At 70.0% G+C, this 18,217-nt stretch carries 14 protein-coding genes; 9 read left to right on the forward strand and 5 right to left on the reverse strand.

Annotated elements, in window-relative coordinates:
- Positions 1-213: hypothetical protein (locus HG543_RS38005; protein WP_169349826.1), on the forward strand; the 213-nt coding region annotated here is incomplete at its 5' end.
- A 152-nt stretch (positions 214-365) separates the two neighbouring features.
- Here HG543_RS38005 and HG543_RS38010 read toward each other — a convergent pair.
- Entirely contained in the window at positions 366-800 is a 435-nt protein-coding gene (locus HG543_RS38010) for a hypothetical protein (RefSeq protein WP_169349827.1), read from the reverse strand.
- A 252-nt stretch (positions 801-1,052) separates the two neighbouring features.
- Between HG543_RS38010 and HG543_RS38015 the strand changes: the two genes are divergently transcribed.
- Positions 1,053-1,415, forward strand: coding sequence for a nuclear transport factor 2 family protein (locus tag HG543_RS38015; protein ID WP_169349828.1), 363 nt, complete (start codon positions 1,053-1,055; stop codon positions 1,413-1,415).
- Between the two features lie 67 nt (positions 1,416-1,482).
- Here HG543_RS38015 and HG543_RS38020 read toward each other — a convergent pair whose 3' ends face one another.
- Positions 1,483-4,707, reverse strand: a complete 3,225-nt coding sequence (locus HG543_RS38020) for an NEW3 domain-containing protein (RefSeq protein ID WP_169349829.1) — start codon at positions 4,705-4,707, stop codon at positions 1,483-1,485.
- Positions 4,708-5,036: 329 nt separating this feature from the next.
- On the opposite strand from HG543_RS38020, the gene HG543_RS38025 reads away from it, so the two are divergent.
- The 4 genes from HG543_RS38025 (at position 5,037) to HG543_RS38040 (ending at position 10,052) form a co-directional block, all read left to right on the forward strand.
- Complete coding sequence (locus HG543_RS38025) at positions 5,037-5,591, forward strand: chalcone isomerase family protein (RefSeq protein WP_169349830.1); 555 nt, start codon at positions 5,037-5,039, stop codon at positions 5,589-5,591.
- A gap of 128 nt (positions 5,592-5,719) precedes the next feature.
- Complete coding sequence (locus tag HG543_RS38030) at positions 5,720-6,520, forward strand: OmpA/MotB family protein (RefSeq protein WP_169349831.1); 801 nt, start codon at positions 5,720-5,722, stop codon at positions 6,518-6,520.
- Positions 6,521-6,562: 42 nt separating this feature from the next.
- On the forward strand, positions 6,563-9,184 hold the full coding sequence (locus HG543_RS38035) for a TonB-dependent receptor domain-containing protein (protein WP_169349832.1): 2,622 nt from the start codon (positions 6,563-6,565) through the stop codon (positions 9,182-9,184).
- Position 9,185: 1 nt separating this feature from the next.
- On the forward strand, positions 9,186-10,052 hold the full coding sequence (locus tag HG543_RS38040; protein WP_169349833.1) for a hypothetical protein: 867 nt from the start codon (positions 9,186-9,188) through the stop codon (positions 10,050-10,052).
- 54 nt (positions 10,053-10,106) lie between these two features.
- Here the strand turns inward: HG543_RS38040 and HG543_RS38045 are convergent, their stop codons facing one another.
- A complete protein-coding gene (locus tag HG543_RS38045; RefSeq protein ID WP_169349834.1) occupies positions 10,107-11,363 on the reverse strand; it encodes an Hsp70 family protein in 1,257 nt (418 codons plus the stop codon).
- A gap of 165 nt (positions 11,364-11,528) precedes the next feature.
- Between HG543_RS38045 and HG543_RS55795 the strand changes: the two genes are divergently transcribed.
- Positions 11,529-12,392 (forward strand): hypothetical protein, encoded by an 864-nt coding sequence (locus HG543_RS55795; RefSeq protein ID WP_246357581.1) that lies wholly within the window; start codon positions 11,529-11,531, stop codon positions 12,390-12,392.
- 95 nt (positions 12,393-12,487) lie between these two features.
- Here the strand turns inward: HG543_RS55795 and HG543_RS38055 are convergent, their stop codons facing one another.
- A complete protein-coding gene (locus HG543_RS38055; protein ID WP_169349835.1) occupies positions 12,488-13,882 on the reverse strand; it encodes a matrixin family metalloprotease in 1,395 nt (464 codons plus the stop codon).
- 263 nt (positions 13,883-14,145) lie between these two features.
- Here HG543_RS38055 and HG543_RS38060 point away from each other — a divergent pair, with 263 nt between their 5' ends.
- On the forward strand, positions 14,146-15,342 hold the full coding sequence (locus HG543_RS38060) for a type II secretion system protein GspG (protein ID WP_169349836.1): 1,197 nt from the start codon (positions 14,146-14,148) through the stop codon (positions 15,340-15,342).
- 77 nt (positions 15,343-15,419) lie between these two features.
- Here HG543_RS38060 and HG543_RS38065 read toward each other — a convergent pair whose 3' ends face one another.
- Positions 15,420-16,769: a serine/threonine-protein kinase gene (locus HG543_RS38065; protein WP_343073536.1), complete on the reverse strand. Its 1,350-nt coding sequence runs from the start codon at positions 16,767-16,769 to the stop codon at positions 15,420-15,422.
- A 299-nt stretch (positions 16,770-17,068) separates the two neighbouring features.
- Here HG543_RS38065 and HG543_RS38070 point away from each other — a divergent pair, with 299 nt between their 5' ends.
- The gene (locus HG543_RS38070; protein WP_169349838.1) at positions 17,069-17,632 is read left to right on the forward strand and encodes a Uma2 family endonuclease; all 564 of its coding nucleotides are present in this window, start codon (positions 17,069-17,071) and stop codon (positions 17,630-17,632) included.
- Positions 17,633-18,217: the final 585 nt, after the last annotated feature.

An 18,217-nucleotide genomic window follows, 5' to 3' on the forward strand; every position in this document is an offset into this window, starting at 1 on the left:
GTGCTCGCGGGGGCGGGCATCGCGGCCGGGCTCGTGCTCGGCCTGGCGGCGGGGCGCGTCCTGTCGGGGCTCGTCTTCGGCGTGGGCACCTCGGACCCGCTCACGCTGCTCGGTGCGTCCGGGGTGCTCGCGGTGGTGGCGCTGCTCGCGAGCCTCGTGCCCGCGTGGCGCGCGGCGCGGGTGGACCCGGGACGCGTGCTGCGCGAGGGGTGAGGCTCGCGTTCATCCAGACCCTCCCCTCGGTGCTTCGAGCGGTGGGGCGCCGGGAGTGGGGCAGGTCGCCCCCCCGGCGCCAGATTTCCAGGCACCGGGAGGGGCCTCTCCCAGGGGCTTCGAGCAGCAGGAATGCCCGATACGGGAATCACCTAGAACGAGCGGACCAGCGTCCAGCTATTGTTGTTGAGGCTGGGCACCGCTGAGTACTGGCAGCTGCTGCTGTAGTACGAACTGGTGATCGTCCATCCGGAGGGCGGGTACGTGGATGCGCAGGCGTTGACCCTCGTCCCAACCGGGTAGCCGGTGAGCTGCTTTATCTGCTTCGTGTTGGGGACGAACGTGCTGCCACAAGCGGCGCTGTTCCACCACTGGACGTCCACCCATCCTGATGGCGTCAGGTTGCTATAGCAGACGTTTGCCGTGTCCCCGGCCGCGGACTGCTCCTGGCTGGCGAGCGAGTCAGTCAATCCCTCCTGAACCTCTGGGGATTCGCCCTCATCACCAGGCCCGGCACCGCAGCCTGCCGTCACCATTGCGACTGCCGCGCCGAGGAACACTGCGCCTGCAAACCCGAGATTCGACATGTCAGCCCCCGCTTGGTCTGGTTCAGCGATTCAGCAAAACGATTGTAGCGGGTAATAATAGAAAATCAAGCTTAAGCAGAAAGGCTTGGGTTGCGTGTTCCGGGTGGGGAGTGGGGCACGCCTCACATCTGGAATGAACGGACCCGCGTCGGGAAGATCTCGCGCGGGCCCCGTTCTGTTGGCATCACCGTCTGATTCGAAGAGCTGCACACCGCGCTCGAGCGAGTGTGCTGTCACTCAGGGGATATGGCCATGGAACACAGGGGATTCTTCGACGAGATGTTCGCGCATGTGGATGCGCTCGACGCGCGCGGTTTCGCGGCATGCTTCACCGAGGGGGGCGTCTTCCGCTTCGGAAACAACGAGCCGGTCGCCGGCCGGGGCCGCATCGAGGACTTCATCCGCGGGTTCTTCGGGGCGATTGGTGGCATCAGCCACCAGTTCGAGAACTGCTGGACGCTGGGTGACCGCGCCTTCGCCAATGGGTTCGTGACCTACGTGCGCAAGGATGGCAGCAAGCTCACCGTGCCGTGGGCGACCATCTCCCGCTTCGAGGGGGACAAGCTCGCCGAGTACAGCGCCTACGTCGACGCGTCGAAGCTCTTCAATCCGTAGCGCTGGCGGCGCGAGGCGAAGAGCCCAGCAACCCGGTGGGATTGCTGGGCCCGCTACCGCCGTCACCTCACGACACGGAGAAACTCACGGTGTTGCTGGCAACCGACTCCGTGCCCGCCGTAGCCGTGGCGGTGACGCGGTGGGTACCGCGCACGCGCGCCGTGTAGCTCCACGTCGCCTTGCCCGTGGCGTCGGTGGCCACGGTGAACGTCTCCGTCACTCCATCCGGCCGGACGACGCTGAAGCGCACGCTGGCCTGCGCGGGGCGGGAGCCGCGCGCCACCAGGGTGGTGAGCGGCACCACGCTGTTGCGCCTGTAGCTGGAGGCCGGCACGGACAGCACGGCCTTCAGCGGCGGCGGAGTGACGTCCACCGCGAAGGTACCGGTGGTGGAGCCCGCGCCCGCGTGCGAGGCGAGGGCGCTCAACGCGTACCGGCCCGCGGCCGTCGTCTCCGGCGGGGTGACGGTGAGGCCCACCGAGCCGCTCGCGCCGGGCGCCAGCGAGAGCGACGCCTGCGAGAAGTTGTACGTCCACCCCGAGGGCACCGTGGCGCCCACCGAGAAGCTGCCCGCGTCACACGCCGGGTTGTCGGTGTTCGTCACCGTCATGGTGAACGTCACCGGCTTTCCTGCCTGCACGTTGCCCACCGCCGGAGTGAAGCCCACCACGGGGGCGTTGTGCCGGCACACGACGCGCGCCTCCAGCTCCGCGCCGTGCACGTACGCGCCGCCGCGCAGCACGGCGACCTCGAAGAAGCGGCTGCCCGCCGTCACCGGATTGGGTGCGGTGACGTTCAGCGTCGCGGTCACCGTCGCTCCCGGCGCCACGGTGAGCACCGGCGAGGACAGGGCCACCGTCCAGAGGTCCGGCCCGATGGCGCTCACGTCGAACGAGGCCGGAGCGCACGAGGGCGCGTCGTGGTTGGTGAGCGACAGCGTGTAGCTCACCGTGCCGCCCGGCTCCACGTCGACGATGGCCGGCAGCGCGGTGAACGAGGGCGGAGCGCGCACGCACGAATCCACCGTGACCGACGCCGTGGCGGTGGCCTCCACCACGTAGCCCTCCCGGAGCAACTGGATGTCCACCGGGTACGTCCCCACCGCGTCCACCGGCACCGCCTTGTACATCGTGAACGAGAACGAGCCCCCCGCCTCGATGTCGAAGCCGAACCGGTCATACTCGGTGGTCCAGCCCTCGGGCAGCGTGGAGGCCGGCTCGAAGTACGCATATCCGCACGCGCGCGAGTCGTGGCTGACGAGCGTGATGCCGAACGCGGCGGTGCCCCCCGCCGTGACGACCTGCGACTGCCGGTCGAAGCGCACCTCGAGCGGCGCCTTCTGGCACGGCGCAATCACGTCCAGTACGTCCGTGACGTGCACGGCCTCATCGCCGCGCATGACGGTGGCGTCCACCGTGTACGTGGCGTACGGCGTAGCCTCCGGCACCTGCTTGGAGAAGTAGAGGAAGCGGCGCTGGCCGGGAGCCAGGGTGATGCTCTCGGGCAGGTTGCTCGTGGGCCAGCCCTGCGGCAGCGCGGACTGGAAGCCGAACGTGGACACGTCGCAGCCCACCGAGTCGTTGTTGGTGACGGTGAGGCCACTCTCCACCTGCCAGCCCGGCACGGCGTACTCGAACCAGGTGTCGAACTCCACGGTGGGCGGCGCGCGCACGCACGGCACCGGCTCGTAGTGGACGCTCACGGTGACGCCCGCGGGCGTGGCGGCGTCCACCGACAGCCGCAGGTTGGTGTACGGGTCCGTCCACGACGTGCCGGGCAGGAAGGCCGCGTCCCAGAAGGAGCCCGTCTCCGGCGTGAAGTCCAGGAGGTGCGTGTACGTGTCCGTGTACGTGTCCTCGTAGTGGACGAGCGCGCCGTCGAGCGCCTCCGGGGGCAGGGTGACGTCGTAGTCACCGACCGCGCGCCGTGCCTCCAGCCACAGCCAGCCCTCGCCGTGGAAGCCGCGCCGCACCTTCAGCGCCTGCAGACCGCTGCCCAGCGGGGCGGAGAGGGGGGACAGCGTGAAGGTGCCGTTCGTGCCGTCCACCGTGGCCACGGCGGAGGGCTCCAGCCAGCCCAGGCGCGTCTTGTGGGGCGCGGCGTAGTGGCCCAGGTTCCAGTTCCCCATGGTGGAGAACCAGTCGCCGTACTCGGTGAGGATGCCGTACGTGCCCGGGGGACCCAGGACTTCCGCGTCGAAGCCACGCGAGCTGGCGTGGTGCAGCGACAGGTTGTGGCCGGCCTCGTGGGTGACCAGCTCCACGCCCGTGTCGTTGTTGATGAGGTAGTTCGAGACCAGCCACGACGTGGAGGCGATGATGTCGCCGTCCTGCGTCTGCTGCGTGTTGCACGCCAGCGTGCCCAGCCCCGAGTAGTAGCAGCCCATGCCCGCCGGCACCGGGTGGACGATGAAGACCCGGTCGTACTGCCGGAAGTCCACGTCCGCGTCCGCCGCTGCCATCGCCGCGACGCGCATGGCCTCCGTCTCGTCGCACGAGTACGTGCGGTCCAGCGTGTACCAGCCCACCACGTCGCCGCTGGCGGTGGTGCGGCCCTGCGACGCCTCGTGCCAGAAGCGCGTCAGCGAGCGCTGCGTGGAGGAGAAGAAGATTTCGCGCACCTGCTCCTCGGTGAGCGTCTGCGGCTGCCCGGGGAAGGTGGCCAGGATGACGATGGTGCGCTGGTCCCCCGTGGCGCTGCACTCCGCCGTCGCGGAGAGCGCCGAGGGCACCGGCACCACCTCCGCGGCCTCGGCCGCCACCCGCGCGCCCAGCTTGAGGCCGCGCACGCGCAGGCGCTGGCCGCCGCGCAGCTCCGCCGGGACACCGCCCGGGAAGTCCACCTGGAGCCGCTCGCCCTTCACGCGCACGAAGACGTCCGTGCGGACCTCCTTCAGGTCCGGGCCGTCCACGACGATGACCTCCGCCTCACCCTCCAGCGTGCCGTGCGTCTCCAGGTGCTTCGCGGCGCCGGGGTTCGCCCGGACGAGCCGCTCGCGCATCGACTCCGGCAGGGCCAGCGCGAGCGCGGCGTCCGCGTCCACCGCCATCAGCGACGCCAGGGCCTCGGCGCGCTCGGCCAGCAGCGGCGACACGTCCGCGCCGGGCCGCATGCCCACGCGCCGCAGCCGGGTGTTGAGCTGGAGCACCTTCTCCTTCAGCGGCGCCACCTCGGGGCGCGCAGGGGTGCGAGTCGCGGCCGTGTCAGGGGCCGGTGTGGGGGGCGCGGGCTCCTCGCCCTTCGCGCAGGCCAGGGCCAGCGCCAGGGTGAGTACCAGTGACGTGCGAAGCATTCCTTCTCCCGGGGAGCGGCGGCCCCGGCGCGGGAAGCGCGCTCGCCTGGCCGCCGTGGGGCGCCTTCTCCCCCAGGGCGCTGGAGCTTTTCAACGTCACGACAGGCTCCCCGCGCCCCAAACCCGTGTCGTTGCAGGGAGTTGACCGGGATGTCGCCATCTCGTGCTACCAATGCTTGGCCGTCCAACGACTTCTGGCACGGGAGGTGTGCCACGCTTCACCACCTGTCATCGCCGTCGACTGCCACACAGCCTCGCGCCTCCGGGCGGTGGCGGTCCGAAGCCCCCATGCGCACCGTACCCGGCACCGGATGGAGAGGGGTTCGGGGATGAGGAATCACGTGTGGCGCACGGGAGCACGGTGGCTCGTGCTCGGGCTGGTGCTCGCCGTGGGCTCGGCCCAGGCGGGGCAGAAGCAGGTGGGCGGCGTCAACATGCCGGACTCGTTGACGCTGCAGGGGCGCACCATCGCGCTCGCGCACATGCAGCTGCACAAGCGGCTGTTCTTCAAGGTCTACGTCTGGAGCCTCTACCTGGAGGAGCAGCCCCGCAGCGCGACCGAGGCCATCGCCTCCAACTCCGTCAAGCGGCTCCACTTCCGCTTCCTGCGCAACATCAGCAGAGACCAGCTCGTGGGCAGCCTGCGCGCCGGCCTCCAGAAGAACCCGGACCTGCGCCAGGGCCCCATGGCCGACCAGCTCCAGGTGATGCTGGCCTCCCTCAAGGACGTCCAGAAGGGCGAGGACCTCGTCATCACCTACATGCCCGGCGCCGGCCTGGAGATCGCCGGTGGCGCCAGCGGCGGCGCCTTCATCCCCGGCAAGAACTTCGCCGACGCCCTCTTCTCCGTGTGGCTCGAGGCCAACCCCATCTTCCCCCGCTGACGCTGGCCGCACGCCCTGCCGGCGGGGAGTCGTTTGTGTTCAAAATGGTGTAGAGGTTCTTCCTGACCCGGGCCGCTACTGGCGGTAGTCTGGCGGCCCACTGTTTGCTGTCGGGAGGACACGTACACATGCGGACACGGCTGGTTCTGGCGGCTCTCGTCGCGCTCTCCACGGGGTGCGTTTCATCGGGGAAGTTCAACGCGAAGGCCCAGGAGGCGGAGCAGCTCGCCAAGGGGCTCACTGACGAGAAGAGCGCGCGCTCGGCCGCGGAGGAGAAGGTCAAGGCGCTGGAGGCGCAGGTGGCCCAGCTGACGCAGGAGCGCGACGCGCTCAACGCGCGGCTCACCACCTCGGAGTCGCGGCTGACGGCCAACGCCGCCGAGCGCCGGGCCCTGGAGGAGCAGAACGCGCAGCTCCAGGCCCTCAACGAGGAGCTGGCGCGCAACACCAAGAAGCTGGCCCAGGCGAAGGAGGAGCTGGAGAAGAAGAGCTCCGAGTACGAGAACCTCGCCCAGAGCCTCAAGCAGGAGATTTCCGAGGGCAAGATTGAGCTGTCCGAGCTGAAGGGCCGGATGACGGTGCAGCTCAAGGACAAGATTCTCTTCGCCTCCGGCTCGGCGCGCGTGGGCAAGGAGGGCGAGGCGGCGCTGGCGAAGATCGCCGACGCGCTGAAGACGGTGCAGGGGAAGATCATCCGCGTGGAGGGCCACACGGACGACGTGCCCACCGGCGGCGGCCAGTTCCCCACCAACTGGGAGCTGAGCCTGGCGCGCGCCATGGCGGTGGTGCGTTCGCTTCAGGACGCTGGCGTGGACCCCACGGCCCTGTCGGCGGCGGGTTATGGCCAGTACCAGCCGATTGCCCCCAACGATTCGCCGGAGAACCGCAGCCTCAACCGGCGCATCGAAATCGTGCTCGCGCCCAAGTAGTGAGGCGGTTACGAGGGGCGCGGGAGTCCTCCCACACCCCTCATGAAAACGTTCGTTTCCGTCGTCTGCCTCCTCGTCGTCACCGGGGCGATGGCCCAGGCTCCGGTTCCGGACGACGCCGGCACAGCCGATGCCGGCGTCCCCACCGGCGTGCTCACGAAGCCGCCCGCCCTCAAGCGCCAGGTGGAGGCCGCCTACCCACCGGAGGCCGCCGCCCGGCAGCTCGAGGGCACGGTGATGATGTTCATCGACATCTCGGAGACGGGCACCGTCACGAATGTCGAAATCACCCAGCCCGCCGGCCACGGCTTCGACGAGGCGGCGGTGGAGGCGGTGAAGCAGTTCGAGTTCGAGCCCGCCGAGGTGGACGGCGTGCCCGCTCCGGTGCGCATCCAGTACGCGTACCAGTTCGTCTTCCGCCCGGCCCCGCCGCCCACGGACGCGGACGGTGGCACCGCCGAGCCCGAGGCGCCGGTGAACTTCAGCGGGCAGGCGCTGGAGCGCGGCACGCGAAAGCCGCTCAACGGCGCGGAGGTGGTGCTGCCGGAGCTGGACCGGTCCGCCGTCACGGACGCGGAAGGCCGCTTCACCTTCCGGGGCGTGCCCGTGGGCGCGCACGAGGTGCTCGTCGTCCAGGGCGGGTACGACCGCTTCCGCACGCGGGAGACGATTTCGGAAGGGCAGGAGACGCGCGCCACGTACTACGTGCAGCGACGCATCTTCAGCCCGTACGAGACGGTGGTGCGCAGCGACCGCGAGCGCAAGGAGGTGACGCAGACCACCATCCAGGTCGCCGAGGTGCAGCGCATCCCCGGCACGCAGGGCGACACGCTGAAGGTGGTGCAGAACCTGCCCGGCGTGGCGCGGCCGGCCTTCAACGGCGGCCAGCTCATCATCCGCGGCACCAGCCCGCAGGAGTCCGGTGTCTTCCTGGACGGCCAGCGCATTCCCCTGCTGTACCACTTCGGCGGGCTGACCTCCGTCTACAACTCGGAGCTGCTGGAGGCGGTGGACTACCTGCCCGGCAACTTCTCCGCGTACTACGGCAACATCACCGGCGGCGTCATCAACGTGCGCAGCCGCGAGCCGCGCATGGACCGCATCCATGGCACGGTGGGCATCAGCCTCATCGAGTCCAACGCGGTCATCGAGGGGCCGATAACGGAGACGCTGGGCTTCGCGGTGGGCGGCCGGCGCTCGTACATCGACCTGGTGCTGGGGCTGGTGCCGGAGGGCGACGACGGGCCCAGTCTCCAGGTGGCGCCGCGCTACTACGACGCGCAGCTCAAGCTGGTGTGGAAGCCGCGGGCCCGGCACACCTTCACGCTGCAGGGGCTCACGTCACGGGACAGGCTGGGGCTCGTCTTCGACCGGCCCGCGGACAACGACCCCACGGTCAACGGCAACCTGGACGTCACCACCGGCTTCAACCAGCTCCGGTTGCGGCACCAGTACCGCGCGGAGGCGCTCACGCTGGACACGCAGGCGCTGGTGGGCAACACGCTCATCGAGTTCGCCATCGGCGACCGCAACCTGCGCATCGCGTCCACGGACCTGGAGCTGCGCGCCACCGCCGAGTATGCCTTGGGCGCCCCGCTCACCCTGGCGGGCGGCATCGACGTGGTGAGTGCCTTCGCGCGCGTCTCCGCGCAGGTGCAGTCCCCGCCTCGCGAGGGCGAGCCGCCCACTCCCACCGTCACCGACGAGCTCATCACCACCGACGGCGACTTCCTCCAGTACTTCCCGTCCACCTGGGTGGAGCTGCGCTGGCGACCCATCCCGCGGCTGCTGGTGGTGCCCGGCCTGCGCGCGGAGAGCTACGTCTTCACGGACCAGGAGAGCCCCCGGCGCACGCTCAACCCGCGCCTGGCGGTGCGCTACGGGCTCACGGAGACGGTGACGCTCAAGGGCGGCGCGGGCGTCTACCACGGCCCGCCGATTCAGGATGAGCCGAGCCTCGCCTTCGGCAACCCGGACCTGCGCGCGAAGCGCTCGCTCCAGTACGGCGTGGGCGCGGAGTGGCAGGCGCGGCCCGAGTGGTTCGTCAGCGGCGAGGTCTTCTACAACGCCCTGGACGACCTCGTCGTCCGCTCGGACCGCACGGTGGAGCGCGACGGTGAATCGGTTCCGGAGCGGCTCCGCAATGGCGGGGTGGGCCGCATCTACGGCTTCGAGCTGCTGGTGCGCCGCGCGCTGACGGAGCGGTTCTTCGGCTGGGTTTCCTACACGCTCAGCCGCAGCGAGCGCCGGGACACGCCGGAGTCGGCGTGGCGCCTGTTCGACAACGACCAGACGCACGTGCTGACGGCGATTGCCTCGTACAAGCTGCCAGCGGGCTGGGAGGTGGGGGCGCGCCTGCGCTTCGCGTCCGGCAACCCCACCACGCCGGTGATTGGCGCCGTGCGCGACGACGTGACGGACGTCTTCGTTCCCCTCTACGGGGCGGTGAACTCGCAGCGGCTGCCGTCGTTCAACCAGCTCGACATCCGCGTGGACAAGAACTTCGTGTTCGAGCGGTGGACGCTCGACGTCTACCTGGACCTGACGAACGCGTACAACAACCCGGCGGTGGAGGGCATCGCCTACAACTACAACTACTCCGAGAGCGCCTTCTTCGAGGGGCTGCCCATCCTCCCGATTCTCGGCGCCACGGGGAGATTCTGACATGCGCCCGCCCGTCCTCGTCGCCACCCTGGCCGTGCTGCTGGCCGCGTGTGGCCCCGACTTCGAGCAGCAGAGTGAAATCCGCCGCGTGCGCGTGCTCGCCATCCGGGCCGAGCCCGCGGAATTGCTGCTGGACCCCAATGCCACCACGCCGCCCGGGCCGGTGACATTCGAAGCGCTCGCGGTGACGGCGGACGAGCGCCCCGTCACCGTCACCTATGCGCTGTGCCGCTTCACCGGCAACCCGTACGACGGCCAGTGCCCCGGCGAGAATGGCGTGCCGCTGCCGGAGGGCGTGCTGTCGCTCGAGGACCCCAACGTGCAGGCGGTGCTGGCCGAGGCCCTCCAGGCCAGCAACCCCGGAGGCTCTCCGGACCCGAGCGACCCGGAGCTGCTGGAGGCGCTGGAGGAGGGCGTGCCCCTCTTCATCGGCTACGAGGCCTCGGACGGCACCGGCACACCCGAGGGCACCGAGCGCGGCGTGCGCCGCATGCTGCTGCGGTCCGCGGCCGTGCCCAACCAGAACCCGGCGGTGTCGGACATCTTGTGGGAGGGCACGTCGTTGGTGGGGCCGCTGCCGCTCTCGCGGGAGGTGACGTTTCAACCGGTGCTGGCGGAGGGCAGCGCCGAGGTCTACGAAACCGACGAGGGCTCCCGCACCGAGCAGGTCTTCTACAGCTGGTTCGCCACCGGCGAGGGCGAGGTGAAGGAGTTCCGCTCGCTGGAGCCGGTGGACGGAAGGCCGGGAGACCCGACGTCGAAGTACGAGACGCCCGGCGCGCCCGCGCGCATCACCTTCTGGGTGGTGGCGCGCGACGGACGCGGTGGGGTGGGGTGGCTGAGCCGCACCGTCGACGTGGGCCCGTAGGAAGCGGATGGGCCGGACCCGCGCTTCGGTGCGGCGCGCGGGCCCGGTGCCGGCTCAGACCTTCAGGTGCGCCGACGCGCGCCCGAGGCCCTCGGCCACGGAGGTGAAGGCATCCGCGGTGCGCACGCGCTCCTCGCCGAAGCGGCGCACGTAGAGCTGGCGCACCGCGGGAATCTGCGACGAGCCGCCCGTGAGGAACACCGCGTCGATGTGCTCCGCCTCGGGATGACGGGCGAGCAGCCCTTCCGTGCACTGCTCCAGCTCGTCGAGCAGCGGCTTGCTGAACTCCTCGAACTCGGCGCGGGTGATGGGCTCGTGGAGGCTGATGCGTGCCTCCTCGAAGTCCAGCGTGGTCTGCTCGACCTTGGACAGCTGCACCTTGGCCGCCTCGATGGCGCGGAAGAGGCGGTAGCCCAGGTTGTCCATGACGAGGTCGTAGAGCGCCTGGATTTCCGCCTTGCGGTCGCTCGTGTCGAGCATCGTCTCCAGCAGCTCCTGCGTGGACTTCTCCCGGATGAAGGACATCTCGTGCCAGGAGAGGAGCTTGGCGAGGACGTGCTGCGGAATGGGCAGCCGCTTGTCGCTGAAGCCGCGCACCCGGTACGTGGAGCCGGCGCCGAAGCGGGGCAGCAGCTTGTGGCGCATGATTTCCGCGTCGAAGCGGTCACCACCGATGCGCACACCCGTGGAGCCCACCACGTCCTCGCGCCGGTCCTGCTTCTCGCGGCGTGACGGCCCCAGCCGCATGAGCGTCAGGTCCGTGGTGCCGGCGCCGAAGTCCGCCACCAGCACCAGCTCGTCGCGCTTCAGCTGGGCCTCATAGGCGAGCGCCGCGGCGATGGGCTCGATGAGGAACTGCACGTGCTTGAAGCCGGCGATCTCCGCGGCGCGCAGCAGGCGCTGCTGGGCCAGGGCGTCCGCCTCCGGGTCCGGCGTGAAGACGGCGGGGCGGCCGAGGATGACGGCCTCCGGCGCCTCGCCCATGTGCGCGCCAGCGGCGTCGCGCACGCGGCGCAGGAGGATGGCGACCAGCTCCTCGATGGTGTACGTGCGGCCCTTCACCTGCGTGGCGCGGAAGCCCCGGGAGTGGAGGAAGGACTTCACGGACTGGATGAAGCGTCCGGTGTTGTCCTCGAGGTAGCGCTGGATGGCGTCCGCGCCCGCGAAGATTTCCGGCTCGTCGTCCGGGAAGAAGAGGACGGAGCGGAAGAGGCGCGGCTCCTGGGTATGGGGCTGCAGGGGCAGCACCGTGCCGTCGGGCAGCGCCGCGGCGGTGTTGCTGGTTCCGAAGTCGAGTCCGCAGGCACGCATGGGGGTGCGCCCCTTAGCTCCAAATCCCCTCCAAGGGTAGCGCCTTCCGGTGGGAGCCGCCCGAAGGTGACCGGGCGAGGCGGCGGGCGCTCGCGTCTGGTGTGGGTTGGCGCCGGGAAGTGCCTCGCCATCTTTCCGATGTCACGTCCTCGACAGGAGAGAGCCATGAAATTCCGCGCAGGGTGGTTGATGGCCGGAGCGGCCGCGTTGGTGCTGGGTACGGGTTGCGAGGAGCGCAGCCGGACGTCATCGCAGCAGACCAGCGGGCAGGCCTCCGCCAGCGACCAGGTGGAGCAGGCCCAGCAGCGTTCGGAGAGCGCTTTCGACAATGCCCGCCAGGCGCAGGAGCAGGCCAGCGAGCAGCAGAAGGAAGCTGCCAGCGCCCAGCAGGAGCTCCAGCAGAAACAGCAGGACCTGCAGGAGGCCCAGGCCCGCGCGAGCCAGGAGTCGCAGCAGGCCCAGCAGGCGCAGCAGTCCGCCCAGCAGCAGACGGTCCAGGCCCAGCAGGAGGCCCAGCAGGCCCAGACCAACGCGCTGGAGGCCCAGCGCAAGCAGGCCGAGGAGCTGTCGCGGCAGAACCAGCAGACGCAGCAGCAGGCCCAGGCCCAGTCCGAGCAGCTCAAGCAGCAGGCGCAGCAGCCGGTGGCCGTGGCGCCTCCGCCGTCGCAGCCCGCCCAGCCCGAGCAGCAGGCCCAGGCGCAGGGCCAGCAGCAGCAGGGCTCCGAGCAGCAGATTGTCGGTGAGGTGCTGACGTCCAGCGAGCAGGAGCTGCTGCTCAGCTCGCGTGGCGAGCCCCAGCTCCGCCTCCAGATTGGCCCCCAGACGCAGGTGATGATCGACGGGCGCCAGGGCAGCGCGGGCGACATCCAGGAGGGCAGCCAGGTGCGCGCCTCCTACCGCACGGACCAGGCCAGCGGTGAGCCGCAGGCGGTGCGCATCGAGGCCACGTCGCAGGTGCAGCCCACCGCGCCGGCCGCGCCGGAGAGCGGCGAGTCGTCGCCGGGCGCGCAGCCCTCGCCGCAGCAGTAGTGGAAGGCGCGGGAGGACTTCCCGCGAGGCCGGCCGGAAGCGCTCGATGCAGCTCGGAGCGCTCCGGCCGTCCCCACGTTCCCTACCGGTTCAGCTCACTGGAAGCACTGCCGGATTTCAGAGATGCCGTCGAAGTTGGTGTCCATGCTCACGCACTGGCCGCGCCGGACGGCGAGGTTGTCGCGCCCATCGCCATTCCAGTCTCCGACGAGGTAGTGGTCCGAATCGCCATTGCCAAAGCACTGCTGGATTTCAGGGGCGCCGTCGAAGTTGGTGTCCATGTACACGCAAAGGCCGCGCCGGACGGCGAGGTTGTCGCGTCCGTCACCGTCCCAATCCCCGACGAGGTAGTGGTCCGAATCGCCATTGCCATAGCACTGCTGGATTTCAGGGGCGCCGTCGAAGTTGGTGTCCATATACACGCAAAGGCCGCGCCGGACGGCGAGGTTGTCGCGTCCGTCACCGTCCCAATCCCCGACGAGATAGTGGTCCGAATCGCCATTGCCAAAGCACTGCTGGATTTCAGGGGCGCCGTCGAAGTTGGTGTCCATGTACACGCAATGGCCGCGCCGGACGGCAAGGTTGCCGCGCCCATCGCCGTTCCAGTCTCCGACAAGGTAGTGGTCCGAATCGCCATTGCCGTAGCACTGCTGGATGTCGGCGGTGCCGTCGAAGTTGGTGTCCATGCTCACGCAATGGTTGCGCCGGACGGCGAGGTTGTCGCGCCCATCGCCGTTCCAGTCTCCCGTGAGGTATGCACCCAACGGAAGGCCGTAGAGCGCCTGGGCGCCCTGGATGTCCAGGGCGGTGAGGACGAGCGACCAGTTCCCGGTTCCGTTGCACTGCGGGTAGTGCATCACCGATCCCGAGTCGTAGCCGGTCAGGGCCTCCCAGTTGTTGTCCTCGAGGCAGGTGCCCGCCTGGGGACGGGTGTGCTCGTGGCGGAAGCCCAGCGTGTGGCCCAGCTCATGGCGGAGGATGCCCGTGAGCGTCAGGTTGGGCGTGGAGCTGGTGAAGGCCGTGCCATCAATCAGCACGTTCCGCGAGGCACGCGCGTCACCCGGGAAGAACGCACGCGCCAGGTACGCGCCGCCGCTCACGGGCCGGACGTCGAAGAGGACGCCGTTCTGGGCGGCATTGCAGTTGCCGTCGAACTCGGCGCGGTGGACGAAGCCCACCCCCGCGGCCGAGCTCCAGGCCCTGGCGGCATCCGCCATCGCGGCCACCACCGTGCCGTGCCGTGAGCCGAACGTGGTGCTGACGCAGTAGGTGAGGTTGAACTTCTCCGCGTCGCTCCATCGGGCGCGGGTCCCGTTGCGGAGCATCACCGCCAGCCCGCTCCTCGCCTCGTCCACGGGCCGTTGCTGGATGCGCTCCTCGAAGAACTCGCGCAGCTGCTTCAGGTCCGTGAAGGACTCGTCCCCGTTGGCGATGTAGATGCCGGTGTCGGGCTCCTGGTGGACCCGCGACAGGAACTCCTCCCAGCTCATGCCCTCGCTGGAGGCCGCCGCGGGGGGCGCCTCGGGTTCCGGTTGTTCATGGGTGCCGCAGCCGGACAGAGATGCCGAAACGCACGCTGCGAATGCCGCCGTGACTGCAAGACGTGTGTGACGCACTTTCTGACCTCTCCTCGTGTGGTACCGCCGTGTGGGTTGGCCCCTGCGGAAAGTCGTTTACCGTGCGTGACTGACATTCCTTCGTGGCGCCCGGGGGGACTCGCGGTTGCACGTGTATCCGGACTAGAACGCGGGGCATGCGGAAGCTTGTCCTCGTCGTCACGGCGGTGCTGGTCCTCACCGGCGCCCTCGGTGCCCTTCGTTACGCCATGCGTGCCGAGAACGGGGGCCTCGCACCGCGCCCTTCCAATGCGCGGATGGCGGAGCGCTTCCACCAGGGGACGGGCCCCTGTCTGCGGTACGTCCCCGAGGACAAGGTGTCGGTTGGCGAGATCGCGCAGGTCGCCGATACCTTCGACCTCATCGGGCTCGACTCGCTGGAGACGGGAGGCCTCATGGGGGCCTTCCTGCACTGGACGCTGGAGCGCGAGTCCTCCCACCACGCGGGGGACGCGGCCGACGAGCTGACCGAGGTGCTCGCCGAGGGCGCGCCGCTGACCTCCCGTGTCGTGGTCTGGTTCAAGAAGGACCAGCTGCGTCGCGCGTTGACGGGCCAGCAAGAGCACGCCGCCGCGGTGGGCCTGCGGAAGCTGGAGGCGCTCACCCGGAAGCAGCAGGACGACGTCCGCGCGCTCTGGGAGGCGCACCCCGAGGCACTGGTCGTCGAGAACCTGTTGCGGGTGGTTGAGCACATGAGGGTCAACGAGACGAACAGGCGCCTCGAAGTGGTGGCCGAGGCCGTCGCCGAGCGTGTCCCCGCGGACGAGCGCTCTCCGGACCGCATCGAGGCCCTGACGGGACTGGACGCGGGAGCCCTGCGCGACGCGTGGGGAATGCCCTTCGTGTTCGACACGGAGGTGGCTGGGGGCATCCAGGTCATCTCCCTGGGCGCCGACGCGGCGAGGGGAGGCATGGGAGTGGACGCCGACCTCACCGCCTTCGTCGAGCAGCGCCCACCCGCCGCGAAGCCTGACGCGCCAGGGCAGCCCGTCCCCGTCGCGCGCCCCTGCGCTCCGCCGCCCGCGGAGGCCGTCATCACCCGCGCCGAGTACACCCGGGCGTTCGCGGCCCAGGACGGGGCGGCGGCACGGGTCGTCCCGGCGTTCGTGGATGGCGAGGCGGTGGGCTTCAAGCTCTTCGCCATCCAGCCGGGCTCGCTCTACGAACGGGTCGGCCTGTGCAACGGCGACGTGGTGATGCAGGTGGCGGGCATCGCGCTGAAGACGCCGGAGAACGCGCTCCAGGCGTACTCCGTCGCGAAGGGTGCCCGTGAGCTGCCGTTCACCCTCCGGCGGCAGGGCGAGGACTACACCGTGCGGGTCCGCATCCAGTAGGAGACGCCCTCAGCCCATCACGCGAGCATCCGCCGGGGAAGCTCCTCCGCGTGCCTGCGTTGGAGCTCGCGGGGCGGCTACGGGTGGTCAGGGCCCCGCGCGGGGTTCGAGGTGGGAGGGCGCGGTGGTGGGAAGACGGGCATGTAGCAGGCGCCCTTGTGCCAATAGCTGCCCTCTTCGTCGCAGTCCTTCGGGTCCGCAGCCACCTTTTTCCAGCAGCCGCCATTGATGGGAACATGCGTCCTGCCAGGGCAGCGACCGTTGGCATCCGGCCGCCTCTGCCCCGGGAGGGGCTTCGGCGGCACGTCCAGCGCCACGGTCGACCATGCGGATGGCGCCTGGGGAGCAGGCTCCAGGGCTGTCAGCGCCGAGTCGCCGACAGCGACGGTGCCTCCATCCTTCGCCTCCTCGGAATTCGCGGCGAGCTCCTGACCGGGCTCCTCCGCGAGGCGCTCGCTGAGCAGCCATCCCACTCCCAGCAGCAAGGCACCCGCAGCCACGCGCCAGGGCCGCATGGAGCGCTCCGGTGCTGTCGGAACGAGTTGCCTGTGGAAGGAGGCTTCCACGGGACGAGGAGCCTCCGGGACGAAGAGGGGCATGTCCGCTTCGGGCCCCACCTCCTGGGCGGCGACTTCCAGCGCTTCGGCCAGTGCGCGGGCACTGCCACGGGCCTCGAGGCTCCCGGAGAGCATCCGGGACGTCAAGTCACTCAGTTCCTCGTGACAGCGGGGGTTGAGTCCGCGCGCGGACGGAGGGCCGACGTCGTCAAGGTGCCCGGAGCCGGATGCCGGGTCCACGCCGTGGGGGTACTCGCCCGTGACGAGCCGGAAGGCGGTGACGCCGAGCGCGAAGACGTCATCCGCCGGTCCGGGCGCGTAGGGCACGATGGGCTCACGAAGGGGGAGCCGCACGGAGCGCCACGCCTCCGGGGAACGGTAGGCCGGTGTGCCTGGAGGGAACGGCGGCTGGGTGAGGGTCGCGGCGCCGAGGTAGTGCCCGGAGCCGAAGTCGGTGAGGAAGGCCCGGCCCTCCGCGTCGCTGACGAGCATGTTGTCGCCCTTGACGTCGCGGTGCACGCCGCCAGCGGCATGGGTCGCTTCCAGGGCCCGCGCGAGGAGGGCCAGCACGTGGAGCACCTGCCGGGAGGAGGGCCGGTGTTGCCAGGCCCACTCGTAGAGCGACACGCCGTCCACCCACTCCATGGCGAGGTACGGGAAGCAGAGCCCCTCGCGTGGCTGCCAGAGGCCATGGTCCACGAGGCGAGGGACGCAAGGGTGGCGGATGCGGGAGAGGAGCTCGACTTCTCGCGAGAAGCGCTCATCCCGAGGATGCAGGGCCAGCTTGAGGGCAACGGGACCGGAGGGCGCCTCCGCGCCGATGGCACGGTACACCGCACCGTAGGCCCCGAGCCCACGTCGCTCCAACACGCACCATGGGCCAACCCGATGCCCCAAGGGAATGCGTGCCGGAGTCAGGTGGGCAGGGAGCATGAGGTGCCTCGCGAGCAGGTGCGCGGTCCGTTCCGCGCGCCAGAAGGCTACTTGAACCCCGCGGAGGGCAGGAGCCAGGGTTGCACGCGTGGGCACTTCCGGGGAAGACCATCGGAGTTCATTGAATATAAAAGGACGTCAGAGGTCTGATGCCTGCTGGACGCATGAGCGAAGACATCCATCTGGAGGGGGAGGAGCGGCTCGCGGGGACCCTGGCGGAACCGCATCCTGGAGACATGAGCGACAAACCCCGGACGGAGAGCATCTACGAGGCACTGGAGCGCCTCCCTCCGGAGGTCGTCGGGGAAATCATCGACGGCAAGCTGCATGTGAGCCCCAGACCGGCGTTCATCCACAGCCGCGCAGCCGCCCGGCTCTACAAAGGGCTCGGCCCGTTCGATGAAGAAGAGGGAGGGGAGGGGCCTGGCGGTTGGCTGATGCTCTTCAAGCCCTGGCGGCACCTGGGGGGCAATATCCTGGTCCCCGACATCGCCGGGTGGCGCCGTGAGCGCATGCCAGAGATGCCGGATGTCACCGGTACGGAGCTCACGCCGGACTGGCTCTGCGAGGTGCTGTCTCCCTCCACCGAGGCCCTGGAGCGGAACCAGAAGATGGCCGTGTACGCGCGCGAGGGCGTGAAGCATCTGTGGCTCGTGGCCCCGCGCGCCCGGACGCTGGAGGTCTACCGACTCCAGGACGGAGACTGGCGGAAGCTCGGTGAGCACGCGGGGAACGCCGAGGTCCGCGCCGAGCCCTTCGAGGCCCTGCCCTTGAAGCTGGCCCTGCTCTGGCAGCGCTAGTGTCTCAACCCACGTTCCAGCGCCGCCCCTTCTCTCATGACGAGGTCGCCCGTCCCGGCCGGAGTCGCCGAGCCTGGCGCGGCCCCATGGGTGGGTAGGGCAGTCCCTGGACACGCCCAGGGGCGAGCCGTACGTCTCGCTCTGGCCTGTCTGGGCACGCGGCTCGGCGACTGATTCGGGGCGCGAATCGCTCTTGCATCGGAGGTTTGCTCCCTCGTCGTGGACGTGGAGCCAGGTGCCCTTCGCAGCCGCCGTTGCGGTCAGGGCTTCGTCCCCAGCCGCGGCTCCTCATGGACCGCGACCTCGACAGCCCTCTCCAGGTCAGCCCTGTCCCGCCCACGCATCAAGGGGGCGCACGGACCGGGGACACCCGATGCCCTCCCGTCACTCCGAGCCCACGCGCTCGTGTCTGCCTCCACTCTCGGCCCTCGGTGGCGGGAACGAAGTGCACGAGGCCGGAGGACCCGCCAGGTCCTCACCGGGCGCGGGCCTCACCCTCCCTGGCATGTCAGCCCCCTCCGGTAGAAGGGTCGCCGTGGAGGAATGATTCCTCCAGCGGGGCGGCGGCCCGGGGGTGGGTGGGGA

The sequence above is a fragment of the Pyxidicoccus fallax genome, from assembly GCF_012933655.1.
GTDB classification, from domain to species: Bacteria; Myxococcota; Myxococcia; order Myxococcales; family Myxococcaceae; genus Myxococcus; species Myxococcus fallax.